This is a genomic window from Bradyrhizobium sp. 195, from assembly GCF_023101665.1.
GTDB lineage: Bacteria > Pseudomonadota > Alphaproteobacteria > Rhizobiales > Xanthobacteraceae > Bradyrhizobium.
The window spans coordinates 3,203,245-3,227,123 of sequence record NZ_CP082161.1 but is presented as its reverse complement, the minus strand read 5'-3'; the positions used below and the strand labels follow the sequence as shown (position 1 = coordinate 3,227,123).

Annotated in this window: 18 protein-coding genes and 1 pseudogene; 6 read left to right on the top strand and 13 right to left on the bottom strand. The window is 65.2% G+C overall.

The window, feature by feature from the left end:
* Positions 1–170: 170 nt before the first annotated feature.
* The 12 genes and pseudogenes from IVB26_RS14880 to IVB26_RS14830 form a co-directional block, all read right to left on the bottom strand.
* Complete coding sequence (locus IVB26_RS14880) at positions 171–1,748, bottom strand: Do family serine endopeptidase (protein ID WP_247972340.1); 1,578 nt, start codon at positions 1,746–1,748, stop codon at positions 171–173.
* 223 nt (positions 1,749–1,971) lie between these two features.
* Positions 1,972–2,181: pseudogene (locus tag IVB26_RS43195) on the bottom strand (methyl-accepting chemotaxis protein); the annotation flags it as partial.
* Between the two features lie 47 nt (positions 2,182–2,228).
* A complete protein-coding gene (locus IVB26_RS14875; RefSeq protein WP_247972339.1) occupies positions 2,229–3,149 on the bottom strand; it encodes an alpha/beta hydrolase in 921 nt (306 codons plus the stop codon).
* A gap of 234 nt (positions 3,150–3,383) precedes the next feature.
* Positions 3,384–3,866, bottom strand: a complete 483-nt coding sequence (locus tag IVB26_RS14870) for a cytochrome c-type biogenesis protein (protein WP_247972338.1) — start codon at positions 3,864–3,866, stop codon at positions 3,384–3,386.
* A 4-nt stretch (positions 3,867–3,870) separates the two neighbouring features.
* On the bottom strand, positions 3,871–5,853 hold the full coding sequence (locus tag IVB26_RS14865) for a heme lyase CcmF/NrfE family subunit (RefSeq protein WP_247972337.1): 1,983 nt from the start codon (positions 5,851–5,853) through the stop codon (positions 3,871–3,873).
* Positions 5,850–6,359: a cytochrome c maturation protein CcmE gene (ccmE, locus tag IVB26_RS14860; protein WP_247972336.1), complete on the bottom strand. Its 510-nt coding sequence runs from the start codon at positions 6,357–6,359 to the stop codon at positions 5,850–5,852. Before ccmE ends, IVB26_RS14865 begins: the two co-directional genes overlap by 4 nt.
* 37 nt (positions 6,360–6,396) lie before the next feature.
* Entirely contained in the window at positions 6,397–7,509 is a 1,113-nt protein-coding gene (ccmI, locus tag IVB26_RS14855) for a c-type cytochrome biogenesis protein CcmI (RefSeq protein WP_247972335.1), read from the bottom strand.
* Positions 7,510–7,640: 131 nt separating this feature from the next.
* A complete protein-coding gene (locus tag IVB26_RS14850; RefSeq protein WP_247973167.1) occupies positions 7,641–7,910 on the bottom strand; it encodes a hypothetical protein in 270 nt (89 codons plus the stop codon).
* A gap of 100 nt (positions 7,911–8,010) precedes the next feature.
* Positions 8,011–9,411, bottom strand: a complete 1,401-nt coding sequence (locus IVB26_RS14845) for a hypothetical protein (protein WP_247972334.1) — start codon at positions 9,409–9,411, stop codon at positions 8,011–8,013.
* Positions 9,412–9,571: 160 nt separating this feature from the next.
* Positions 9,572–10,948, bottom strand: a complete 1,377-nt coding sequence (locus tag IVB26_RS14840; RefSeq protein WP_247972333.1) for a sensor histidine kinase — start codon at positions 10,946–10,948, stop codon at positions 9,572–9,574.
* A 92-nt stretch (positions 10,949–11,040) separates the two neighbouring features.
* On the bottom strand, positions 11,041–11,706 hold the full coding sequence (locus IVB26_RS14835; RefSeq protein WP_247972332.1) for a response regulator transcription factor: 666 nt from the start codon (positions 11,704–11,706) through the stop codon (positions 11,041–11,043).
* 230 nt (positions 11,707–11,936) lie between these two features.
* On the bottom strand, positions 11,937–12,092 hold the full coding sequence (locus tag IVB26_RS14830; RefSeq protein ID WP_167406553.1) for a hypothetical protein: 156 nt from the start codon (positions 12,090–12,092) through the stop codon (positions 11,937–11,939).
* Positions 12,093–12,326: 234 nt separating this feature from the next.
* Between IVB26_RS14830 and ku the strand changes: the two genes are divergently transcribed.
* From ku to IVB26_RS14810, 4 genes are all read left to right on the top strand, one after another.
* Complete coding sequence (gene ku / locus IVB26_RS14825) at positions 12,327–13,322, top strand: non-homologous end joining protein Ku (RefSeq protein WP_247972331.1); 996 nt, start codon at positions 12,327–12,329, stop codon at positions 13,320–13,322.
* 58 nt (positions 13,323–13,380) lie between these two features.
* Entirely contained in the window at positions 13,381–13,617 is a 237-nt protein-coding gene (locus tag IVB26_RS14820) for a hypothetical protein (protein WP_247972330.1), read from the top strand.
* A gap of 281 nt (positions 13,618–13,898) precedes the next feature.
* Positions 13,899–14,063, top strand: a complete 165-nt coding sequence (locus IVB26_RS14815; RefSeq protein ID WP_246928962.1) for a Flp family type IVb pilin — start codon at positions 13,899–13,901, stop codon at positions 14,061–14,063.
* A 959-nt stretch (positions 14,064–15,022) separates the two neighbouring features.
* Positions 15,023–17,776: a beta strand repeat-containing protein gene (locus IVB26_RS14810; RefSeq protein WP_247972329.1), complete on the top strand. Its 2,754-nt coding sequence runs from the start codon at positions 15,023–15,025 to the stop codon at positions 17,774–17,776.
* A gap of 112 nt (positions 17,777–17,888) precedes the next feature.
* On the opposite strand, the gene IVB26_RS14805 is transcribed toward IVB26_RS14810, so the two are convergent.
* Positions 17,889–18,092, bottom strand: coding sequence for a hypothetical protein (locus IVB26_RS14805; protein ID WP_247973415.1), 204 nt, complete (start codon positions 18,090–18,092; stop codon positions 17,889–17,891).
* 465 nt (positions 18,093–18,557) lie between these two features.
* Between IVB26_RS14805 and IVB26_RS14795 the strand changes: the two genes are divergently transcribed.
* Positions 18,558–20,192 carry a thiamine pyrophosphate-requiring protein gene (locus IVB26_RS14795; protein ID WP_247972328.1) on the top strand — a complete coding sequence of 545 codons (1,635 nt, stop codon included), beginning with the start codon at positions 18,558–18,560 and terminating at the stop codon, positions 20,190–20,192.
* Positions 20,193–20,300: 108 nt separating this feature from the next.
* On the top strand, positions 20,301–23,879 hold the full coding sequence (locus IVB26_RS14790) for a GAF domain-containing protein (RefSeq protein ID WP_247972327.1): 3,579 nt from the start codon (positions 20,301–20,303) through the stop codon (positions 23,877–23,879).

The window sequence follows — 23,879 nt, the reverse complement described above, 5'->3', positions numbered from 1 at the left end:
GGCGGTGAAGCTGGGGGGACTCCACCGCCCTAGGCCTTCCGACGGAGGGGGGCGTAATTCCACCGGAAGGTAGATAGGGGAAGCGAAAATTACGCTGCTTCCCCGAAGGGCGCCGACGGCGGGGGCGACTGATGCCGGCGACACCCTTCATCTCAAAAACCTCCTGAGGCTTACCCCTTGGCGATGGGCACGGCGACGAAGCGCGACTGGCCGCCGCTCTTCACGCGCATCAGGACGCTGTTCTTGTTGTCGGTCCGCGCCGTACTGATGGCATCGCGGACTTCGCCGGCGGTAGCGACGCTCTTGCCGCCGACTTCGAGAATCACGTCGCCTTCCTTGAAGCCGCGTTCGGCCGCGGCGCTCTTCGGATCGACCTGGGTGACCACAACGCCTTCCTTGCCGGCACCGGCCACGGAATTGGCGGGCGCGACGGTCATCCCGAGCTTCGGCACGTCGGTGCCCTTGTTGGCACCCTTGCCGCTGTCAGTGTCGGTGTCGGCCTTGGCTTCGACCGTGTTCGGCAACTGGCCGAGTGTGAGGTTGATGACCTTGTCCTGGCCCTTGTGCAGCACGTTGAGCTTCACGGTCGCGCCGGGCGCCATGCCGCCGATGGTGCGGGCAAGCTCTCGGGCGTCCTTGACGGATTCGCCGTTCACCGAGGTGATGACGTCGCCGGACTCGATGCCCGCCTTCGCGGCCGGACCGTTGGCCTGCGGCTCCGCCACCAGCGCGCCTTCGGCCTTCTTCATGCCGAGGCTGTCGGCGATGTCGGACGTGACGGGCTGAATCTGCACGCCGATCCAGCCGCGGCTGACCGAGCCCTTGTCCTTGAGCTGGGCGACCACGCTCTTCACGGTGCTCGCCGGAATCGAGAACGCGATGCCGACGCTGCCGCCGGAGGGCGAGTAGATCGCGGTGTTGACGCCCATCACCTCGCCATTGGTGTCGAAGGCCGGACCGCCGGAATTGCCCTTGTTCACGGGCGCGTCGATCTGGATGAAATCGTCATAGGGACCGTTGCCGATGTCGCGGCCGCTCGCCGAAACGATGCCTGCGGTCACGGTGCCGCCGAGGCCGAAGGGATTGCCGACCGCGAGCACCCAGTCGCCGATCCGCGGTTTGCTGTCGGCGAGCTTGGCGAAGGGGAAGGTCGAGCTGCCCTCGACCTTGATCAAAGCAAGGTCGGTGCGCTGGTCGGTACCGATCACCTTGGCGGTGTAGGTCTTGCCGTCGTCGGTGGTGACCTCGACCTTGTCGGCGCCGTCGACCACATGGTTGTTGGTCACGGCGAAACCGTCGGCCGAGATGAAGAAGCCGGAGCCCTGACCCTGCACGACGCGGCCGCGGCCGCCACCCTTCAGACCGGGGATGCCGTCCGGACCGCCGAAGCGGCGGAAGAAGCGCTCCATCGGCGAGCCCGGCTGGAACGGCGACTGGGCGTCATCACCATCGTCATTGCTCGCGGTCTTCTCCTTGATGTTGACCTTCACCGAGATCACCGAGGGCTTCACGCGCTCGACGATGTCGGCGAAGCCGATGGGACGTTCGACCTTCCGGACCTCGTTGTTGACCTGCGCATGCGCCGGGCTCGAGAACAGGTCGGCCGGCGAGGTCGACGGGCTGAAGCCATAGACGGCCGCGCCGAGGCCGGCGACGACCGAGGCCATCAGCGCGAACTTGCGCGCAGAGAAGACCGAGCGGGTCTGCCGGTAGGACGGAAGGTTCGAAAGGTCGGGACGGTCGGTCATGCAGAGATCTCCAGGGCCTTGAAATCCATTTGGTGCCTGAGGGCGGCGCCTTACGGACCTGAAGATGGGGGCTCCCGCCTTACCGCGCGCTGGCGAGCGGGTTAAACTTTTGTAATGAAGGGACTGAGCGGATGCGGCAGTTCAGCGCAGGCGGAAAATCGTGGCCTTACAGGAACTTAATCGAGTTCCTGTGACGAGCGCGAAGGCAGCTTTTTTGGGGCTCTCAGCTCGCCCTGACGGTGACGATGAACACGTCGACTTCGCGCTTCAAGGTCGCCGCCTGCTGCGACAGGTCGACCGCAGAATCACGCGCCTCGGCGGCCATTCGGCCCGTCTCGGCGGAGGTCGAGGTGATCTGGACGATGTGATTGGAGACGTCGAGCGTGCCGCGCGCGGCGTCCTGGGCGCTGCGCGTGATCTCCTGCGTGGCGTCAATGAATCAATCCACTTCAAAAGCCGCAATGGGTAGCGAGTTTGAGCCTAGCCGAGCGTGGTCCGAAAGTGCGCTGCGACCCGATCGGCAGCCTTATGCACCGAATCAGCTTGGTCGTAAAAGTCGAAGTGCGCTCCCTCCGTCCAGTGCAATTCTTTTGGCCCGGCTAGACGTTCATGTACCTTGCGTGCTTGGTTCGGAAATGCAGCTCCATCCGAGTGAATGACAAGGGTCGGCGCGACCACGCGCGAAGCCTGCGACACAGGATCGAAGTCGAGCCAGGACTCCCATGCCATGACCGCGAAGGCGTTACGCCAGGCACGCACACCACCACCACGAGTCTGATCCATATAGTATTGGCTCGGGGTCGTGCTCACCGCGGTCTGGTCGTTGGGATCGTAGGCGGAAATGAGGTCGATGACGCCGGTCTCGTCGAAACGCTTTCGTGCCGCGCGACCTTCGGCACGGCGGCGCTCAACGCCGTCCGCTCCCTTAAAGATCATCTGCACTATTGCGGGGTCGGAGAAGAAGCCTGCCACGGTCGCCACAGCGCGCACATTTCGGTCTTCGGCCGCCGCGTAAAGGGCGGTTCCACCCGAAGTGCATATCCCTAAGAGCCCTGTACGAGATACATCGGGACGCTTCGTCAGAAAACGCAGCGCAGCCGACAAATCCACGACTTTGGAAGCCTGGTCCTCGCACTGGCGCATCGCACCGCTGCTTTCCCCGTAATTGCGGTAGTCAATAGCTAGAGCCATCACGCCGCGCAGGGCCATCTCGCCTGCGTAGATGCCGCCCATTTGCTCCTTCACGGACGTCAGGGAGCCTCCGACGGCCACCGCTGGGTAACGCCCGCTAGGTTCATAGCCCTCAGGCAGATAGAGGTGGCCAACGACGAAGCCGTCGCCGCTTGGAAAACTGACTGTCAGCGGCTTGGGTCCACTGCGTGCCTGAAGGCTCTGCGCCACGCTGGCTCCTGTCGGAAAAGAAACGGCAAGTGGGGCTGATGCCGCAGCCCCAAGGATCGCTCGACGGCTTAGGGGCATTAGCGGTCCCTTCTCTCATGCGTGGGAATATGGGCACAAGCACCGGATTTACAATGCGGAGACCGTGTCATGCCCAAGCTACGCGCTTTTCTAGCCTTCTGAGGGGCGTGTGCGGCGGCGCATCGAATTGATAGGTCCTGAGCCTAGGTCAGACGGCTACGAAGACTTCGCTTCGTCCGACATCAATGCGGCGAGACGCGCTTCTTCCTCGGGCGTGAGCGGCGGAGCTGGCACGTCCGCACCGCTTCGCGCGCGCCGGCGGATTTGCAGCCACAGCGCCAGCCCGCCGCCGATCAGCAGCAGCGGCCCGAGCAGCCACAGCAGCAGGTTCTGACGCGCGAAGCGTGGTTTCAGCAGCACGAATTCGCCGTAGCGCGCGACCAGGAAGTCGAGCACCTGCGAGTTGCTGTCGCCTGCGCCGATGCGCTCGCGCACCAAGAGCCGCAGATCGCGCGCCAGCGGTGCATCGGAATCGTCGATCGACTGGTTCTGGCAGACCATGCAGCGAAGCTCGCGCGACAATTCTCGTGCACGGGCTTCCTTGGCGGGATCCGACATGATCTCGTCGGGCTGCACCGCGTGCGCCGCAGGCAAGGCCAGCAGCATCAGCAGGGCGAACGCGGCCATCATCCGGCGCATCGGATCACTCCGCCGGCTGAAGGCGCTGCTTGGCCCGCGCCGGTTTCGGCGCGCCGACCCGCAGGCGTCGATCGGACAGCGACAGCACGCCGCCGAACGCCATCAGCACCGGCCCCCACCAGATCAGGAGCACCAGCGGCTTGTGATAGATGCGCACGGCGATGGCGCCCTCGGCGGTGGCATCGCCAAGCGAAATGTAGAGCTGGCTCGCGCCGCGCGTCAGCAGCGCGGCCTCGGTGGTCGACGAGCCGCGGGTGGTGAAGCTGCGCTTGGAGGGCGTCATGACGCTGAGGGTCTCGCCATCACGGCTGACGTTGAACTCGGCGATCATCTCGCGGTAGTTCGGGCCCTGACGCTGCAGCAACCCGTCGAGCTTCACGTCGAAGCCGGCGATGTGGGCGACGTCGTTCTGCTTCATCGTCGCGATATGTTCGCTGTTCCAGGTGGTCTCGCAGACGATTCCGATCAGCGCCACGCCGAGGCCGGCATGCGCAAACGCCGTGCCCCAGGCCGAACGCGGCAGGCCACGCGCCCGGTGCAGCACCGTTGCGAACGGCAGCCGCACGAGGCCGGTCCGCTCGACGATGTCGGTGACGGCGCCGGCGATGACGAAGATGCCAAGGCCGATCGCCAGCGGCGCCAGCGCACTGCCGCCGCGCGCCCAGCCCCAGGCAATGGCGACGGCGACGAGCCCGGCAACGCCGGCCGCGAGCAGGCGCTGCGTCACGCCGAGCAGATCGCCGCGCTTCCACGCCAGCATCGGGCCGAACGGCACGGCAAGCAGCAACAGGGTGAAAAGCGGCGCGAAGGTGAGGTTGTAGAAGGGCGCTCCGACCGACATCTTGAAGTCGGCGAGCATCTCCATCGCCAGCGGATAGAGCGTGCCGAACAGCACGACCGCGCAGGCGACCGTGAGCAGCAGATTGTTCAGGACCAGCGCGCCCTCGCGCGAGATCGGCGCGAACAGGCCGCCCTGCTTCAACGAGGTGGCGCGGCCCGCGAACAGCGCCAGGCTGCCGCCGATGAACAGGCAGAGGATCAGCAGAATGAACACGCCGCGGGTGGGATCGGTGGCGAAGGCGTGCACCGATGTGATGACGCCCGAGCGCACCAGGAAGGTGCCGAGCAGCGACAGCGAGAAGGTCAGGATCGACAACAGGATGGTCCAGACCTTCAGCGCGTTGCGCTTTTCCATCACCAGGGCGGAATGCAACAGCGCGGTGCCGGAGAGCCACGGCATCAGCGAGGCGTTCTCAACCGGATCCCAGAACCACCAGCCGCCCCAACCGAGCTCGTAATAGGCCCAGTACGAACCCATGGCGATGCCGAGCGTCAGGAAGATCCAGGCGACCAGCGTCCACGGCCGCACCCAGCGCGCCCAGGCCGCGTCGATCCGTCCCTCCATCAGCGCCGCGATCGCGAAGGAGAAGGAGATCGAGAAACCGACATAGCCGAGATAGAGCATCGGCGGATGCACGGCGAGCCCGATGTCCTGGAGCACCGGATTGAGATCGCGTCCCTCGATCGGCGGATTGGCGATGCGCAGGAACGGATTCGATGTCACGAGGATGAAGAGGTAGAAGGCGCTGGCGACCCAGGCCTGCACCGCGAGCACATGCGCGCGCAGCGACAGCGGCAGATTGTTGCCGAAAGCCGCGACCAGCCCGCCGAACAAGGCGAGGATCGCCACCCACAGCAGCATCGAGCCTTCATGGTTTCCCCACACGCCGGTGATCTTGTAGAGCAGCGGCTTCATCGAGTGGGAATTCTCGTAGACGTTGGCGACGGAGAAGTCCGAGTTCACGTGCAGCATGACGAGAGCTACGAACGAGGCACCGACGAACAGGAGCTGCGCCAGCGCCGTGGAGCGCGCCACGTTCATCAGCGCGGCATCGTGCAGGCGCGCACCGATCAACGGCACGATCGACTGGATCAGTGCGAGCCCAAGCGCCAGCACCAGCGCGTAATGTCCTGATTCCGCGATCACCGCACCGCTCCCTGCGGATTGCCCTGCGCCGTCGTGGCTTGAGTCTTGCTACCGCCCGAAGCTTTGCCGTCGTAATCGTCCTTCCAGTGCCCCTGCTTCTTCAGGGCGTCGGCGACGTCCTTGGGCATGTAGGTCTCGTCATGCTTAGCGAGCACGGTGTCGGCCTTGAACACGCCATCGGCGTCGAGCGCGCCTTCGGCGACGACGCCCTGACCCTCGCGGAACAGGTCGGGCAGGATGCCCTTGTAAGCCACCGGAAGCTTGGCGCCACCGTCGGCGACCTCGAAGGTCACCGCGAGATTGTCGCCGCGATGGAGCGAACCGGGCTGCACCAGCCCACCGAGGCGAAACCGCTTGCCGGGCTCGACATGCTTCTCGGCGACCATGGTCGGGGTCGAGAAGAACACGATGGAATCGCGCAGTGCGTTGAGCACCAGCGCGGCCGCGAGCGCGAGCACGGCGAGCGAGCCGCCGATGATGGTCATACGTCGCTGCTTGCGCGTCATGGCGTATCAATTCTCCGCTCGTCTCGTCCCGACATCGTCATCCGCCGAGCCCGAGAGTCCTGAGGCCTTCGTTGAGCTGGCGAAGCCGCTCGGCGTCGCTGGCAACCGCCTGCCGGGCGTCGGCCGATGCCCCCATGGCCTTGTCCCGTTCGCCCATCACGAGATAGGCGCGCACCAGGCGCAGCCAACTCTCGACGTCGTCGCCGTTCTGCTTCAGCCGGGTGGCCAGACGTTCGACCATGCCGCGCACCATCGCGTTGCGATCGCCTTCGGCCATTTCCTTGGAAGCAGCAATCGTTTCATCCGACAGCGCCGGCATCGTGCCGCCGCCGCCGACGCGCACCAGCGAGGACTGCACCAGGGCACGCCACGGCGCATCCGCCGGCGCCTTCGCAAGCAGCGCGCGCCAGATATTGGCAGCATCGTCCTTGCGGCCGTCCTGCTCGGCGGCGAGGCCGAGGAAATAGTTCGCCTTGGGATCGTCAAGGTTCAGGGCGCGTGCACGCTCGAATTCAGTCTTGGCCTCGGCGGTCACCACACCGCCGGCGGCGGCCGAGAGCGCTTCGCCGAGATCGGACCGGCGCTCCGCGCTCTCGCCATTGTAGGTGAGCGAGTTGCGATAGGCGCGCACCGCGTCGTCGAAACGGCCGAGCCGCTCCAGCACCGGCGCGAGCACGTTCCAACCGCGCCCGTCGGTCGGATTCTTCTCCAGATGGTCCTGGACCTGCGCCACGAGATTCTCGAGCGACTGCGCCATGCCGGACCCGGATCCGCGCTCCCGCTCCGCCAAGGGAAAGTCCTGAAGCTGGGGCGAACCGAGTGGCATGTAGACGCCGATCGCAATGAGCGGCAGGCCGGCGAGCGCCAGCACCGCCGCCGCGCGACGCCATTTGAGATTCGACGTCGGCGCCACAGCGGATTCGCTCGCGGCCGCGGCGAGCAGCCTGCGGCTGATTTCGACGCGCGCCGCCTCGGCGTCTGGCGCGGGGATCAAGCCTGCGGCGAGATCACGCTCGATCTCGGCCAACTGGTCCTTGTAAACCGCGACCTCGCTGCCCTGGTCTTGCGCGCGTCCGTTGCGGCCAAGCGGCAAGAGCACGGCGAAAATCGCCGCGACCGTCATCAGCGCGAACACGAACCATAGCGTCATCTGGCAAGCTTCCGGCAGCGCACGAACCGCGCCCATAGCTGGCTTTACACCACGGCCGGACGATGCGGCAATTGACAATTGTCAATTCGACGCGACCGCACACAGTCCCGAAACGGTGAAAATCCAACGGCTTAGCCGATTTCGAACTCCGCGCTTTGCGCGGCGTCCTCGCCGTGCCCGTTGAAGGCCTTCAGGAAGTATGTTCCCGGCTGGACTGCATCCGGCAATTTGATGCGCACCGCACCGACCGGAACCGGAGACGCAACCCTTGTGATCGTCTCGGACAGTTGCCGACCGCTCGCCTTCTCGACCACCACCACCTTGGCGCCGACCATCAGTCTTTGATACTTGGCAACAATGACGCGGTTCTCAATTTCGATGGAGCTGATAACGGGTTTCATGCGCCCACAAATAGAAGTTCCCCGGACTTGCACGGGGACCGTACGGCGCGCCACCGGCACCGTCAACCACAAATTGTGATCACGAAAATATGCGCTTGGGTCAGCTTGCGCGCGACGATTTGCGCTCGCCGGTCGCCGCGTTCTCCGCGGCCCGGCTCATCAGCGAGGCGTAATCGTCGCCGAACAGCACCTGGCAAAAGCGGATCGCGGCCTGCACCTGCTGTTGCCGATAGGTGCGGACCTTGTGATCGGCGGCGCGCAGCGACTGCACCAATTGCTCGGTCGAGCGTTCGACATACTGCTGAAGGTCGGAATAGGTGCGCAGCGTCACTTCGTTGATCGCAAGCTCGCTCGCATAGTTGCGGCAGGTCGCGACGAAATCGATCAGCGCCGCGGTTTCCTCCACCTCGGTGCCGTCGATCCGCGCCCCCGGCGGAATATCTTTCTCGGGTCGCTGGCGCAGGATGCGGCGAACGCGGCCGGGAACGCTGTCGATCTCGGATTGCAATGCATTGGAGATGTCGGCCCGGATCGAGGTCAACTGCTTGCCCCAGGCGGAATCGTTGCGCAGGTCGAGCTCGGTGCGCAGGCCGCGCACGCCGTCGTGCAACGCCTTGAGATTGCCGGCAACGTTGTCGAAATGGCCGCGCTTGATGTCCATGCGCAGGGTTGCGGCAACACAGGACAAGTCGTGCAGCGCGATCGTGACGGCGACGCCATAGGGCGTCGCCGCGACGCGGATCTCGTCGTCGGACGCAGCAATCTTGATGGCGAGGCGAATGATCTGCCACGGGGCGGTCATCCGCTGCACCACGGTCGACAGCGCGAAGGGCAGCATCTGCGGGGTCTGAAGCACCGGAATGTTGAGCGCCGACGTCACCGAGGCGATCTGGGAATCGCCGAAAGCGCGCAGGGTGCGCGGCAGCTTCTCGTTCAGGCTGGCGATGGCCTCCCGGACCTGAAGCAACGCTCCGATCGAATAGAGGTCCTCGATCACGTTGGGCGGGCCGACCCGAGCCAGCGCGCGCGACTTGTCGCCGCCGCCGGGACCCGTCAGCTCGAAAATGGCGTCCGCAGCCACCGCTTGGAGCCTCGAGGCCAGCGCCTCGACCTGCCCTGCACTGTCTGCCGGCATGCGCGCCAGCGCCGCCTCGAATTCCTTCACCTTGTCCGGGGCGCCGTCGCGGCCGAGCCATTGCCAGATCGGATGCAGCGAGGAGCGGCGAATCTGCCCGACCCGGGTCGGGGGGCCCGCCTCGACCAGGAACGGTTCCAACACCTGGAACAGCAGCCGCGACAGATCATCCGTCCGCGGCGGCGCAGCCTCGTCGGCTTCGGTCTTGCGGACGATCTTGCGCAACTGATCGAGTACGAGGGTCGCGACAGCCGTGTCCTGGCCGCGCTCCAGCGCGCGCTCGAACTCCCGCATCAGCAGGGCCTGCGCCTGCGGCGGGAGCTGCGCGAGATATTCCCTCAGCCGCTCGATCGATGTCTGGCTCATGCGCCCGGGTAATGCACGGTAAAATGGCGGACATGGGATGCGTCCGGGCGCGATCATAGGAGGGCCCACTTAAGAAGCCGTTTAGGAAGTCGGACGGAATCCCTCCGGTTGGCTTTGGCCGGGACTTGGCGAAGACGAAAAAGCGCGACGGAACAAGGGATTATACTCCCGGAAGGACCAGGTCGGCGCGCAGGCCGCCGGTCGGCGCGCCGCCGAGCGAGAGGCTGCCGCCATAGAGCGCGGCGAGGTCGGTCACGATCGAGAGCCCCAGGCCCGAGCCGGGCTTGGATTCGTCGAGCCGCTGGCCGCGCCGGGAGACCTGGGCGCGCTCGGCCTCCGACAGACCGCGGCCGTCGTCGTCGACGATGATGCGCAGACGCGGGCCGGCCCCCGCCTTGTGCGGCGTCTCCACCAGGACCTCGATGAAGACGCGCGAGGCCGCCCATTTGCATGCATTGTCGACGAGATTGCCGACCATCTCCTCCAGATCCTGGCGCTCGCCGCGAAATTTTGCCGACGGATCGGCCTTGGCTTCGACCACGATGTCGCGATCGCGATGGATCTTCTCCATGGTCCGCCGCAGCGCCTCGATGGCAGGCGCCACCTCCGTCACGGTCGCGACCACCGAGACCCGCGCGGCGATGCGCGCACGCTCCAGATGGTGGGCGACCTGGTCGCGCATCACATCCGCCTGCTCCATCACCTTGGTCGCGAAGGGATCGGCGAGGTGGGCGCCGGCCTCGTTGACGATGACCGAGAGCGGCGTCTTGATCGCATGGGCGAGATTGCCGACATGGGTGCGCGCGCGCTCCACGATCTCGCGATTGGCATCGATCAGGGCGTTGGTCTCGCGCGCCAATGGCGCGATCTCGACCGGGAATTCGCCCTCGAGCCGCTCCGCCCGCCCGGAGCGGATGTCGGCGATCGATTCGGAGATGCGTTTCAGCGGCGCCAGGCCGAAACGGACCTGGAATACGGTCGTCAGCAGCAGCACGATGCCGAGCGCGGTGAAGGTGCCGCCGAGATAATAGTCGAAGCTGCGCGTCTCGTCGAAGATCTCGGTGTCGTCGCCGGCGACGCTGACCAGAAACTTGCCGTCGGCGCCGAGATCGACGGGACGTTCGACCATGCGCAGGTTCTGCCCCTCGGGCCCGTCGACATAAGCCAGCCGAATGCCGGCGGCGGTGAGTTCGGCGCCCTGCTCTTCAAGCTTCGGCAGCTTCTTGTCCCAGAGCGAGCGCGAGGAGCGCACTTCCGGCTTTTCGGTGTCGGTCCGCGTGATCTGCCAATACCAGCCCGACAGCGGCAGCTCGAACAGGGGTTCACCAAGCGACTGGAACTGACGGTCCGGCGGCTCGTCGGGGGTCGCGACCTCGGCGATGAGGGTGCGGAGATAGAGATTGAGCCGGCGGTCGAAGGCGCGCTCGGTGGCGCTCTTGTAGACCGACGACAGCACCACGCCGGTGATGGCCAGGATCACCACGAGCCAAGCGGTCGCCGACAGGAACAGGCGGTTTGCAAGCGAACTAGCGCGCATCGGAATGATCCCGGGAGGCGCAGGATGGCGGGGCGTCAGAGCTCATGTCCGGACCAAGGCCCCTGTCGGGCTGCCCGTCAAGCCCGAACGCGTCAGGCGGTCGGCGGGGTCAGGAGATAGCCGAGGCCGCGGACGGTCTGGATGATGTCGACGTCGAGCTTCTTGCGGATGCGGCCGACGAAGACTTCGATGGTGTTGGAGTCGCGGTCGAAATCCTGGTCGTAGAGGTGCTCGACCAGCTCGGTGCGCGAGACCACGCGCCCGGAATGGTGCATCAGGTAGGCCAGAAGCCGATATTCGTGCGAGGTCATCTTGATCGGATTGCCGGAGACGCTGACCCGGCCGGTCCGGGTGTCGAGGGTAACAGGACCGCAGCTGAGTTCGCTCTGGGCATGGCCGGTCGAGCGGCGCAGCAGCGCGCGGATGCGCGCGAGCACCTCCTCGAGGTGGAACGGTTTGGGGACATAGTCGTCGGCGCCGGCGTCGAAGCCCTGCACCTTGTCGCTCCAGCGGTCGCGTGCGGTGAGGATCAGGACCGGCATGGTGCGGCCGTTGCGGCGCCAGGCCTCCAGCACCGAGATGCCGTCCTTCTTCGGCAGGCCGATGTCGAGCACGACGGCATCATACGGCTCGTTGTCGCCGAGATAATGCCCCTCCTCGCCGTCGAAGGCGCGATCGACGACATAGCCGGCGTCGGTCAGCGCCTTGGTGAGCTGGCGATTGAGATCGGGGTCGTCCTCAACAACGAGCAGGCGCACGCTTCTCTCCAGACATAGGCCGCATCAACACGGCACCAGATGAGCAATTCCGGCGTGAACCCAATATGAACGCCGGGAACCGGCCGCGTTACTTTTTGGTCATATACGATGAGTTTGCAGCCAACGCGACTGCGCCCGCCCTGCGACCGGACGAGCCGGCAGCATGGCGGGCGCAATGTGCCGCATACCGCGGCGCGCCGGAAGGTCCGCCCTTCCCGTGAATTCGGCCGTCAGGTCCGGAAGAACACGAACCAGACGACGGCGAGGATCAGGATCGCAAGTCCGGTCGAGATGGCGAGCAGCGCCGCCACCGAAGGCCCAGGCTCGCCCTGACGCGCCTCGGTCGGAGTTTCCACGATCTGATGCTGCTCTCGCGTGGTTGCCATGATGACCTCAATCTCTGGATGTCGCTTTCGATAGCCGCGACCTCCTCGCAGCCGATGTCCGAAGCCAACGCGTGATTGGATATGATGTTCCGGCTTTTGCGCTCGGATCGGGCAGCGGCAGCAGGCCCGGCGGCCGGTTAACGCAGTTGCAAGATTCAGCAACCGACCTTGCTTTGATTCGTTGTTCCCCGATGGTATCCTAGTCGTCTGTCCCTGTTGCGTTTGGAGTAGCCCATGGCCCCCCGCGCCAATTGGAAGGGTTTTCTGCGTCTGTCGCTCGTGACCTGTCCGGTTGCGCTCTATCCGGCCACTTCGGATACTGAGAAGGTCTCCTTCAACCAGATCAACCGCAAGACCGGCCACCGTATCAAGTACCTCAAGGTCGACGCCGAGACCGGTGACGAGGTGACCTCCGAGGACATCGTCAAGGGCTACAAGGTCGACACCGACACCTATATCGAGGTCACCAAGGACGAGCTCGACGACATCGCGCTCGATTCCACCCACACGATCGACATCGACGAGTTCGTGCCGAAGGCCGACATCGACAATCGCTATCTGATCCGCCCCTATTATCTCGTGCCGGACGGCAAGGTCGGCCACGACGCCTATGCCGTGATCCGCGAGACCATCCGCAGCATGGACAAGGTCGCGATCGGCCGCGTGGTGCTGACCAACCGCGAGCACATCATCGCGCTCGAGCCGCTCGAGAGCGGGCTGATGGGCACGCTGCTGCGCTATCCCTACGAGGTTCGCAGCGAGCAGGAATATTTCGACGACATTCAGGACGTGAAGCTCACCAGGGACATGCTCGACCTCGCAAAACACATCGTCGAGAAGAGGTCCGGCGCGTTCGAGCCCGAGCTGTTCGAGGACCATTACGAGTCCGCCCTGATCGATCTGATCAACAAGAAGCGCTCGGGCATGCCGATCGCAGCCAAGGCCACGCCGAAGAGCGGCGGCAACGTCATCAATTTGATGGACGCGCTGAAAAAGAGCATCGCGAACGAAAAGGACACAGCGCCCGCGGCGAAGGTCGCCAAGGAGACTGCGAAGGAGACCGCCAAGGCCAAGAAGCCAAAGAAGCGCGTCGAGGGCCAGCGCGAGATGCTGCTGCCGATATCAGGCAAGGGCGGCAAGGACGCTGCGGCGAAGACGGCGAAGGAAGCCCCGAGAAAGGCCGCCGACAAGCCGGTGCGCGCGCCGGCGCGGGCGAAGAAGGCGGGCTGACAGCATCGCATCTGCAATCACGCCGTGATGTCACCCCTCGCGGATCAGGCGGCCTGACATGCCCTGGTCGACGGCGTTCGACGATCCCGTTCGCGTGGACAACAAACGCGAGCTGCTCACGCTTCAACAGGCGGCGGACTACATCATGCACCTGCCCGAGGACGCCCAGCACGAGGCGCACTGGCAGACCGCCATCGAGACCTTGATCAAGGCAGCCGAAACCGGCGGCGGCTGGGTGATGTTCGCCCGCATTGCCATGTTGCGGGCGCTGAATGCGGGTGGCCGGCGCGGATGAGCGATGGCCGACAAACAGCCTCAACAAACCGTTAAGCGGCACTCCCTTCCCGGTGCGGCGAGCGGCCCCGCCGCGCTTCGCCGCCCCTGCCGGCGAGGGTCCGCCGATTTGAATCCATTTGGACGCACCGATGGAACCTTAATTTAATGGATGCCGTCGTATGAGCGGAGGCGCGCTCGCCCGGGCTTAATTCTTTTGGCGCGCATAAAGACTTATTCGATCTATTTACGAGTCCGATGACGACGCGACCATACGTTGGATCGGATGAACAGGAGTTGGCAATGCGTTTGCTTAGGTCGTTCCTTGCCGATGAGAATGCTGCAACCGCGATCGAGTACGGCCTGATTGCCGCGGGGATCGCGCTCGCGATCGTCACTATCGTGAACAGCACGGGCGGCGCACTGCTCAACAACAAGTTCAATTCGATCGACGCCGCGGTGAAGTAACCGGCCGGATGCGGCCATCCTGAGAGACGCCGAGCTCTCACGGTTCGCATGTTCATCTGCGGACAAACCTTCACCTTCTCGCGGCGTGTTTTGCCCGAGCTTTGCTGTCTTCTTCCGCCCTCTTCGAAAGCAAGGGCGCAGGGAAGGCCGGGCGCCGGCTGGCACCCGAAGTCCCGCGTGTGCGAGTAAACGCGCACGGGGTGGACGACAGGTGACGCCGGAACGTTCCCGGCCTTCCCTGCGCGATGGTTTTCACGGTGTCCTTCGTGCTCTCCTCGGGGAGCGATGCACTATTGCCCCCGTCGCCTTGCGGATGATCGATGCGCGCACCGGTTGGCCGCCACATCTCCGCGAGGCTTGACGCACAGACCCCGGGCGTCAGGACCACACGACTTCTCCGTCCGCGCACATCCCCATCCGCATTCCCGACGGCTGGCGTGCGCTCGCCGTCGGAGCCGAACGAAGGACGCTGTCAGCGCCGTGTCGTATCGCGCCTGTCGCTGCTCACGGGTTTCCCCGCCCTGCAGCCACATCGCGCGCCGACGCCGTCGCGGCCACCGCATCCCGGCCCGCGTCCCGTGACGATCGCGAAACGCCCCTTGTGGCGGGCGGGATGTCTCGGCTTGTACGGCAAAACCGAACTTCTGTAAATTCGAATATTTTTGCGACGGGCTATCGACCCAGCGCTGGCGTGTTTTGCCCGTCGGGCAACACAACGCTTAGTAGGCAGCAGGCCGAGCCGCAGCGAAACACGGCTGCGTGAACTGCCGTTTCGCCCTGCCCGTCCCGAAAATCAAGCGGCTCTCAAGAAAAACAGGAGCCCGTCCGAAGACTTCAGCCAAGCTGGAACTGCCATCCGGGCCTACAGACGAGATCGTCTGCCGTTCGCCCCGGCATCGCGAAAAGCGTCACGATCCCGCCGCACGGCCTATTTCGATCACGTCAAGCGAGAAGCACACATGGCTGTCACAGCGAATTTTTCCGCCGGAATCCTTACCGTCCTTGGCAACGGCAACAACAACGCGGTCACGTTGGGCCGCAATGCAGCCGGGACGATCGTCGTCAACGGCGGCGCGGTCGCGGTCAAAGGCGGCCCCGCCACGATCGTCAACACCAAGTTGATCCAGACCTTCGGCCAGGACGGCAACGACATCATCACGATCGACGAGAGCAACGGCGCGATGCCTGCGGCGAACCTGTTCGGCGGCGCCGGCAACGATAGGCTGACCGGAGGATCCGGCGGCGACATGCTGTTCGGCCAGTCCGGCAACGACACGCTGCTCGGCAAGGGCGGCAACGACCTGCTGTTCGGTGGCTCCGGCAACGACGTGCTCACAGGCGGCGACGGCAACGACCAGATGTTCGGCGAGGCCGGCAACGACCGCATGATCTGGAATCCCGGCGACGACAGCGACCTGATGGAAGGCGGCGAAGGCATCGACACCGCCGAGGTGAACGGCGGCAATGGCGGCGAGACCTTCGCCATCACGGCCAATGGCTCGCGCGTGCGCTTCGACCGCGCCGATCCGGCACCGTTCTTCCTGGACATCGGCACCACCGAAAACCTCGTGGTCAATGCCGGGGGCGGCGACGACGTCATCACCGCCGCCGGCAATCTCGCCGCGCTGATCACGCTGACGATCGACGGTGGCGCCGGCAACGACACGATCCTCGGCGGCAATGGCGCGGACCGCCTGCTGGGCGGCGAGGGCAACGATTTCATCGACGGCAACCAGGGCAACGACACCGCCCTGCTGGGCGCCGGCAACGATACCTTTCAGTGGGACCCGGGCGACGGCAGCGACAAGGTGGACGGACAGGCCGGAACCGACACATTGCTGTTCAACGGCTCGAACATCGGCGAGGACATCACCCTTTCCGCCGCCAATGGCGGACGGACGCAGCTCGCCCGCAACGTCGGCGCCATCACGATGGACCTCGACAGCATCGAGACCATCACCATCAACGCGCATGGCGGCAGCGACAACATCGTCGTCAACAACCTGGCCGGAACCGATGTCAGGCAGGTCAATATAGATCTCGGATCAGCCGGCGCCGGTGACGGTGCGGCCGACACGGTGACGCTGGTGGGCACGAACGGTGCCAACGCGATTGAGGTGTCCGGCTCGGGCACCTCGGTTGCGGTCGCAGGGTTACCGGCCGCCGTAACCGTCATCAATGCGGAAGGCGCGAACGATGCGCTCCTCATCGAAGGCCTCGGCGGCAACGACACCATCTCGGCGGCCGCGCTTGCGGCCGGACTCGTGCACCTGACGATCGACGGCGGCGCCGGCAACGATACGATCCTCGGCAGCGCCGGCAGCGACACGCTGATCGGCGGCCACGGCAATGATTTCATCGACGGCAACCAGGGCAACGACACCGCCCTGCTGGGTGCCGGCACGGATGTCTTCCAATGGAATCCCGGCGACGGTAGCGACACCGTCGAGGGCGGCGCCGGCGTCGACACGCTGCGGTTTTTCGGCGCCAGCATTGCCGAGACCACCGCCGTTGTGGCGAACGGCGATCGCGCCCTGCTGACGCGCGACGTCGGCAACATCACCATGGACCTGCACGGCGTCGAGCATGTCGATGTCCACGCCTTGGGCGGCGCCGACCATATCACCGTGGGCGACCTGACCGGGACGGACGTGACGCGGGTGAACATCGACCTCGGCGGTTCGACCGGAACGCCTGACGGCGCCGTCGATACCGTCGCAACCGATGCCACCCAGGGCGCCGACGCCTTCGGCGTCAGCGGCAATGCCGGCGGCGTGACGGTATTCGGCCTGCATGCGGCCACCCACCTGACCTCCATGGACGGGGCCGATCAGCTGACGCTCAATGGCCTCGGCGGCGACGACGTCATCGACGCGAGCGGGCTCGCTGCCGGCGTGCTGCAACTGACGATCAACGGCGGAATCGGCAACGACACCGTCCGCGGCAGTCAGGGTGACGACCTGATCACCGGCGGCGACGGCAACGACGTCGCGCTGATGGGCGCGGGGAACGACACCTTCGTCTGGAATCCGGGCGACGACAACGACACGGTCGAGGGCCAGGCCGGCAGCGACACCCTGCTGTTCAACGGCGCCAATATCGCCGAAACCATCAATATCTTCGCGAACGGCGCGCGCGCCGAGCTGACGCGCGACGTCGCCGCCATCACGATGGACACGCACGGTGTCGAGACGATTGCGTTCAATGCCCGCGGCGGCGCCGACAAGATCATCATCGGTGACATGAGCGGCACCGACGTGACGCAGGTGAAGATCGATCTCGGCGCCGTCCCCGGCACCGCGGGCGGCGACGGCGCGGTCGACAACATCACAATCAACGGCACCGGGGGCGACGACGTCATCACGCTGTCGCTCAACAGCAACGGCGCGCTGGTGATCGACGGCCTGGCCAGCCAGGTCGTGATCGAGAACTTCGACTTCAACGACACCATCACCATCAACGGCCTCGGCGGCGACGACGTGATCGAGGCGTCGGGCGTCGGCCCGGGCGGGCCGCACCTTCTCTTCGACGGCGGCGCCGGTGACGACGTGCTCATCGGCAGCGCGGGCAACGACACGCTGCTCGGCGGGCTCGGCGACGACGTGCTGATCGGCGGCGGCGGCGTCGACGTGCTGGACGGAGGGCCCGGCGACAACGTCGTGATCCAGTCGTTGCTCGCTCATGCGAGCTTGCACGCGGGCACGCTTGTCTGAGCCGGCGGTCGCGAGTGTCTGAAGCGCGGCGTGACGGCGGAAAAGCGCTCCTTTCGCGCGACGGCCCTCCCATTTGCGCGGGCTTTGACGTCGATGCGAGTCCTGATATCCTTCAACACAGCGCCGCATCGACGAGCGATGCGGTCAATCGATGAACAAGAGCAGCTTGAAGGATGCGGATGAGAAGCGTGACGCTCTTGGCTCTCGGCCTCATGTTGATCGGCGTCTGGTCGCAGGACAGCGCGAGCGGGCAGACTTCGGTCGCGCCGCCGGTTTCGCTGGTTCCGCAAACTGCCTCGCCGCCGCGCGCGAACACCAAGAACTCCAGGATTCCGCCGGCGGCCTCCGGCAGAGAGGCGTCACCATCGGTCGTCGGTCAGCCGGCACCGAATTCGGCGGCCGATTACGATGGCTTCAGCGCCGCGGACGACACTGACACCCCAAGTCAGGTGACACCGCCTGTGAGATCCCGCGCCAAAAGGGACTCCAGCTCCTATCCAGAAGCAGGCAGCCTCGACCAGGAGGACGAGGCGTTGAAGCGCAAACTGACGATCTGCCGAAATTGCAAATAGCAGGCTCTTCGCCCGGATGGCGCGAGGCGAAATCCGGGGAGCAACTCCAGCGGATGCGGTTATCCCGGACTACGCCGCGCTCGATCCGAGCTATAGCAATCCGCTGCATAGCTGACTGTCGCCTGCCCACGCTTTACCCACCCGGCATTTCCTGATCCTCTCTCCCCAATCGCCGGACCAACCGGCCAAGCCTCGAGGAGAGAGACGCCATGAAGCTCGGCACCGCCATTGCGGAAATCATGAGGCGCGAGGGAATCGAGATCCTCTGCGGCTATCCGGTCAACCACCTGATCGAGCATGCGGCCAAGGCCGAGATCCGGCCCGTGATGGTGCGGCAGGAGCGCGTCGGCATCCACATGGCGGATGCGATTTCGCGGGTGACGTCGGGCCGCAGCATCGGCGCGTTCTGCATGCAGCATGGGCCGGGCGCCGAGAATGCGATGGGCGGCGTTGCGCAGTGCTTTGGCGAATCCGTGCCGGTGCTGGTGCTGCCGATGGGCTATCAGCGCCGGCTTGCGCATATCGAGCCGAACTTCAATTCCAGCGAGGCGATGAAGCCGTTCGCGAAATCGTCGGAGCCGATCATCCTCGCCGCGGAAGTCGCCAACATCTTCCGCCGCGCCTTCACGAAATTGAAGAACGGCCGCGGTGGTCCCGTGATCGTCGAAATCCCCTCCGACATGTGGAACGAGGAGGTGCCGGAGCCGCTCGACTACACGCCGGTGCTGCGCACCCGCTACGGCGCCGACCCGGTTCACGTGAAGGAAGCAGCTAATCTGCTCGTGAACGCGAAACGACCTGTGATCTATGCCGGCCAGGGCGTGCATTACGCGCAGGCCTGGCCGCAACTGAAGCGGCTCGCGGAGCGGCTGGCGATCCCTGTCACCACCAGCTTAGGGGGCAAATCGTCGTTCCCGGAAACGCATCCGCTCTCGCTCGGCTCGGGCGGCCTTGCAGTGCCGCGCGCGGTGCCGAAGTTTCTGAGCGAAGCCGACGTCATCTTCGGCATCGGCTGCTCGTTCACTGAAACAAACTTCGGCATCGCGATGCCGAAGGGCAAGACCATCATCCATTCCACGCTCGATCCCAATCATCTCAACAAGGACGTGGAGGCCAAGATCGGCCTCGTCGGTGACGCCGGCCTCGTGCTCGACGCGCTGCTGGAGGAGATCGGCAAGACCGTCACCGCGGATCGCGATGCTTCCGCCGTCGCCGCCGAGATCGCGGCCTCGCACAAGGAATGGCTGGCGAAATGGATGCCAAAACTCACCAGCAACGATGCGCCGCTCAGCCCCTATCGCGTGCTCTGGGATTTGCAGCACACCGTCGACATCGAGAACACCATCATCACGCATGATGCCGGCAGTCCGCGCGACCAGCTTTCGCCGTTCTGGAAGTCGGTCAAACCCCTCACCTATCTCGGCTGGGGCAAGACGACGCAGCTCGGCTACGGCCTCGGCCTTGCGATGGGCGCCAAGCTCGCAAAGCCCGACAAGCTCTGCATCAATGTCTGGGGCGATGCGGCGATCGGCTTTACGGGCATGGATTTCGAGACCGCGGTGCGCGAGCGCATCCCGATCATGTCGATCCTGCTGAACAATTTCTCGATGGCGATCGAGCTGAAGGTGATGCCGGTCTCGACCGAAAAATATCGCTCGACCGACATTTCCGGCGACTATGCCGCAATGGCGCGCGCCTTCGGCGGCTATGGCGAGCGGGTGTTGAGGCCGGAGGACATTGTCCCCGCGATCAAACGCGGCATCCAGAAGACGAAAGAAGGCGTCCCGGTGCTGCTGGAGTTCATCACCAGCAAGGAGACCGAGGTGTCGCGGCCGGGGACGTGAGACGGGCCGGGCCTCAGCGACACGGCCGCGGACGGCTGGCTCCGGCCGCAGAAGATGTGATAATCCGGCCCGGTGCCGCGCCTGTCGCGGCATCAAGCCGGATCAGGAATGACGCCCCCTTCCAACGAAATCGAGGAACTCGAGCGCCGATTGCAGTCGGCTGCAGCCGAGACTGCGCAGCTGCGCAGCGAGCTGGCGATTGCGCGGGATCGCCAGAGCGCGAGCGCCGAGATCCTGCGCAATATCGCGGCATCGCCCTCCGATGCCCGGCCGGTCTTCGCGGCGATTGCATCCAGCTCCAAGCGCCTGCTCGACGGCTTCTCCGCCACCGTGCTTCAATTCATCCGCGACGAGCTGCACCTCGTGGCGTTCACGCCGACCAGCCCGGAGGCGGACCAAGGGCTCGAGGCCTCGTTCCCGCGCAAGATTGCGGATTTCCCGACCTTTGCCCTGGTGCGGGGCGGCGAGACCATCCAGTTTCCCGACAGCGAAGCCGATGACGTCCCACAGCTGAACCGCGAGCTGGCGCGCCTGCGCGGCTTCCGCAGCGTGCTGTTCATGCCGCTGATGAACCGGGGCACGCCGGTCGGCATGATCAGCGTCACGCGCGCCGAGCCGGGCGCATTCGCGCCCGACCTCGTGCAGCTGCTCCAGACCTTTGCCGACCAGGCCGTGATCGCGATCGAGAATGCACGCCTGTTCAACGAGACGCGCGAAGCTCTCGAGCGCCAGACCGCCACCGCCGATATCCTGAAGGTGATGGCGGCCTCGCCCTCGGACGTGCAGCCGGTGTTCGACGCCATCGCCGCCAACGCCAACCGGCTGATCGGCGGCTTTTCCACGGCGGTGCTGCGTTATGTCGACGGCGCCGCGCACCTCGCCGCATTCACGCCGACCGATCCGGCCGGCGATCGCGTGCTCCAGGCCTCCTTTCCGGTGCCGTTCGCGCAATTCCCGCCCTACCCGCTGGTGGCCGATGGCGCGGCGGCGCAATTGCCAGACACCGAGCTCGAGCCGGCGGCGCGCGATATCGCGCGTGCGCGCGGCTATCGCAGCATGCTGTTCACGCCGCTGATGAGCGAGGGCGAGGCCCTCGGCATCATCATCGCGACGCGACGCGCGACCGGCGCGTTCGGCGATCATCACGTGCGGCTGCTGCAGACCTTCGCCGACCAGGCGGTGATCGCGATCAAGAATGTCAGCCTGTTCAACGCCACCAGGGAAGCGCTGGAACGCCAGACTGCGACCGCCGACATCCTCAAGGTGATCGCGGCCTCGCCCGCGGATGTGACGCCGGTGTTCCAGGCGATCTCCGACAGCGCCAAGGCCTTGGTCGGCGGACACTCCTCCGCCGTCACGCGCGTCATCGATGGCATGCTGCATCTGGCGGCCTTCACCACCGACAATGAGGCCGGCAACGCCGATCTGCTTAGCTCATTCCCGGCGCCGTTGTCGTCGTCAGGCATCCACAGCCGGGTGGCGACGAGCGGGGAATATGCCTTCCGCAGCGACATGCAGAACGAGCCAGACCTCACGGACGCCATGAAGGAGCTGGCGCGGACGCGAGGCTATCGCAGCATCCTCGTGGTGCCGATGCTGCGTGACGGCGTTGCGATCGGCACCATCGGCGTGACGCGGCCGGAGCCCGGTCGCTTCCCGGACAAGGCGATCAACCTGCTCAAGACCTTCGCCGACCAGGCCGTGATCGCGGTCGAGAACACGCGCCTGTTCAACGAGGTCCAGGACCGCACGCGGGAGCTTACCGAGTCACTGGAGCAGCAGACCGCGACATCGGAGGTGCTCAGCGTCATCAGCCGATCGGCCGGCGATCTCAAGCCGGTGTTCGAGGCGATGCTCAGCAAGGCAATGCAGCTCTGCGGTGCCAGTTTCGGCGTGCTCAACACCTACGATGGCACGCAGTTCCACACAGCCGCCACTTACGGTCTGCCCCCCGCCTACGATGAATTCCGGCGCAGGGCGCCCCTCAACTATGGTCCGGCCACCGCGCCCGCGCGCCTGTTGAGGGGCGAACCGTTCGTCGAAATGGTCGACCTTCTGGAGTCGGACGCCTATCGCAGCGGAGAGCCGAACCGTCGGGCGCTGGTCGATCTCGGCGGCGCGCGCTGTCTGCTCGCTGTGCCGTTGCTCCAGGACGAGCGCATGGTCGGCAACGTCATGATCTTCAGGCAGGAGAACCGACCCTTCTCGAAGAAGCAGATCACCTTGCTGAACCAGTTCGCGGCGCAAGCCGTGATCGCCATCGAGAACGCGCGGCTGCTCAGCGAATTGCGTCAGCGCACCGAGAATTTGACCGAGTCACTGCAGCAGCAGACGGCGACTGCCGACGTGCTCAAGGTTATCAGCCGCTCGGCGTTCGACTTGCAGGCTGTGCTCGATACGCTGGTCGAATCGGCGGCGCGACTATGCGAAGCCGATATGGCGGCGATTACCCGCAAGACCGGCAGCACCTATTTCCGGGCGGGCTCCTACGGCTTCCCGACCAAATTCGTCGAATATATAAGAGATCTCCCGGTCCGGCCGGACAGGCGCACGATCACGGGCCGGACTTTGCTCGGGGACAAGGTGGTCCATGTCACCGACGTGCTCGAAGACCCCGATTACTTCTTTGAAGGCCAGGAATTGAGCGGCAATCCGCGTAGCTTCCTCGGTGTGCCCTTACTGCGCGAGGGCAGCACGGTTGGCGCTATTGTTCTCGCACGTCGCGCAATCCGGCCGTTCAGCGAAAAGCAGATCGAACTCGTGACCAGCTTCGCCGACCAAGCCGTCATCGCGATCGAGAATGTGCGCCTCTTCGACGAGGTGCAGGCCCGCACGCGTGAGCTCGCCGCCTCGCTCGAGAACTTGCGCGCAGCGCAGGACCGGCTGGTCCAGACCGAAAAGCTGGCCTCGCTCGGCCAGCTCACCGCCGGCATCGCGCATGAGATCAAGAACCCGCTCAACTTCGTCAACAATTTTGCGTCGCTCTCCGCCGAATTGACCGACGAGCTGAACGAGGTGCTCGCACCCGCCGTCCTTGCGGACGATATCCGCGGCGAAGTCGACGAGCTCACGGGACTTCTGAAGGACAATCTCGAAAAAATCGTGCAGCACGGACGGCGCGCCGATTCCATCGTCAAGAACATGCTGTTGCATTCGCGCGAGGGCGGCGGCGAGCATCGCCTGAGCGACATCAACGCGCTGGTCGAGGAGAGCCTCAACCTCGCCTATCACGGCGCGCGCGCCGAGAAGCCGCAGTTCGACGTGACGCTCGAACGCGACCTCGATCCGGCTGCAGGCTCGGCCGATGTGTTCCCTCAAGAGATCACCCGGGTGTTGCTGAACCTGATCTCGAACGGATTCCATGCCGTGGCCAAGCGCAAGGCAGAGAACGAGGCGGCCGGTTACGCGCCGGTCGTGACCGCCGCGACCCGCGACCGCGGCGATCACATCGAGATCCGCATTCGCGACAACGGCACGGGCATCCCGGACGAGGTGAAGGAGAAGATGTTCAATCCGTTCTTCACCACCAAGCCGGCCGGCGAAGGCACCGGGCTCGGACTGTCGATGAGCCACGACATCGTGGTGAAGCAGCATGGCGGCACGATCGACGTCGCGACCGAGCCCGGCAAGTTTACCGAATTCAGAATCGTGCTGCCGCGCAAGAGTGGTCTGTCAGACAACGGCTGA

Bases quoted from the DNA above. Each gene is read 5' to 3' on its own strand.
- IVB26_RS14815 (WP_246928962.1), top strand. From the start codon at position 13,899: ATGCGTTTGCTTAGGTCGTTCCTTGCCGATGAGAATGCTGCAACCGCG.
- ccmE (WP_247972336.1), bottom strand. From the start codon at position 6,359: ATGACGCGCAAGCAGCGACGTATGACCATCATCGGCGGCTCGCTCGCC.
- IVB26_RS14795 (WP_247972328.1), top strand. From the start codon at position 18,558: ATGAAGCTCGGCACCGCCATTGCGGAAATCATGAGGCGCGAGGGAATC.
- IVB26_RS14850 (WP_247973167.1), bottom strand. From the start codon at position 7,910: ATGAAACCCGTTATCAGCTCCATCGAAATTGAGAACCGCGTCATTGTT.
- IVB26_RS14845 (WP_247972334.1), bottom strand. From the start codon at position 9,411: ATGAGCCAGACATCGATCGAGCGGCTGAGGGAATATCTCGCGCAGCTC.
- IVB26_RS14870 (WP_247972338.1), bottom strand. From the start codon at position 3,866: ATGCGCCGGATGATGGCCGCGTTCGCCCTGCTGATGCTGCTGGCCTTG.
- IVB26_RS14790 (WP_247972327.1), top strand. From the start codon at position 20,301: ATGACGCCCCCTTCCAACGAAATCGAGGAACTCGAGCGCCGATTGCAG.
- ku (WP_247972331.1), top strand. From the start codon at position 12,327: ATGGCCCCCCGCGCCAATTGGAAGGGTTTTCTGCGTCTGTCGCTCGTG.
- IVB26_RS14820 (WP_247972330.1), top strand. From the start codon at position 13,381: ATGCCCTGGTCGACGGCGTTCGACGATCCCGTTCGCGTGGACAACAAA.
- IVB26_RS14880 (WP_247972340.1), bottom strand. From the start codon at position 1,748: ATGACCGACCGTCCCGACCTTTCGAACCTTCCGTCCTACCGGCAGACC.
- IVB26_RS14830 (WP_167406553.1), bottom strand. From the start codon at position 12,092: ATGGCAACCACGCGAGAGCAGCATCAGATCGTGGAAACTCCGACCGAG.
- IVB26_RS14840 (WP_247972333.1), bottom strand. From the start codon at position 10,948: ATGCGCGCTAGTTCGCTTGCAAACCGCCTGTTCCTGTCGGCGACCGCT.
- IVB26_RS14810 (WP_247972329.1), top strand. From the start codon at position 15,023: ATGGCTGTCACAGCGAATTTTTCCGCCGGAATCCTTACCGTCCTTGGC.
- ccmI (WP_247972335.1), bottom strand. From the start codon at position 7,509: ATGACGCTATGGTTCGTGTTCGCGCTGATGACGGTCGCGGCGATTTTC.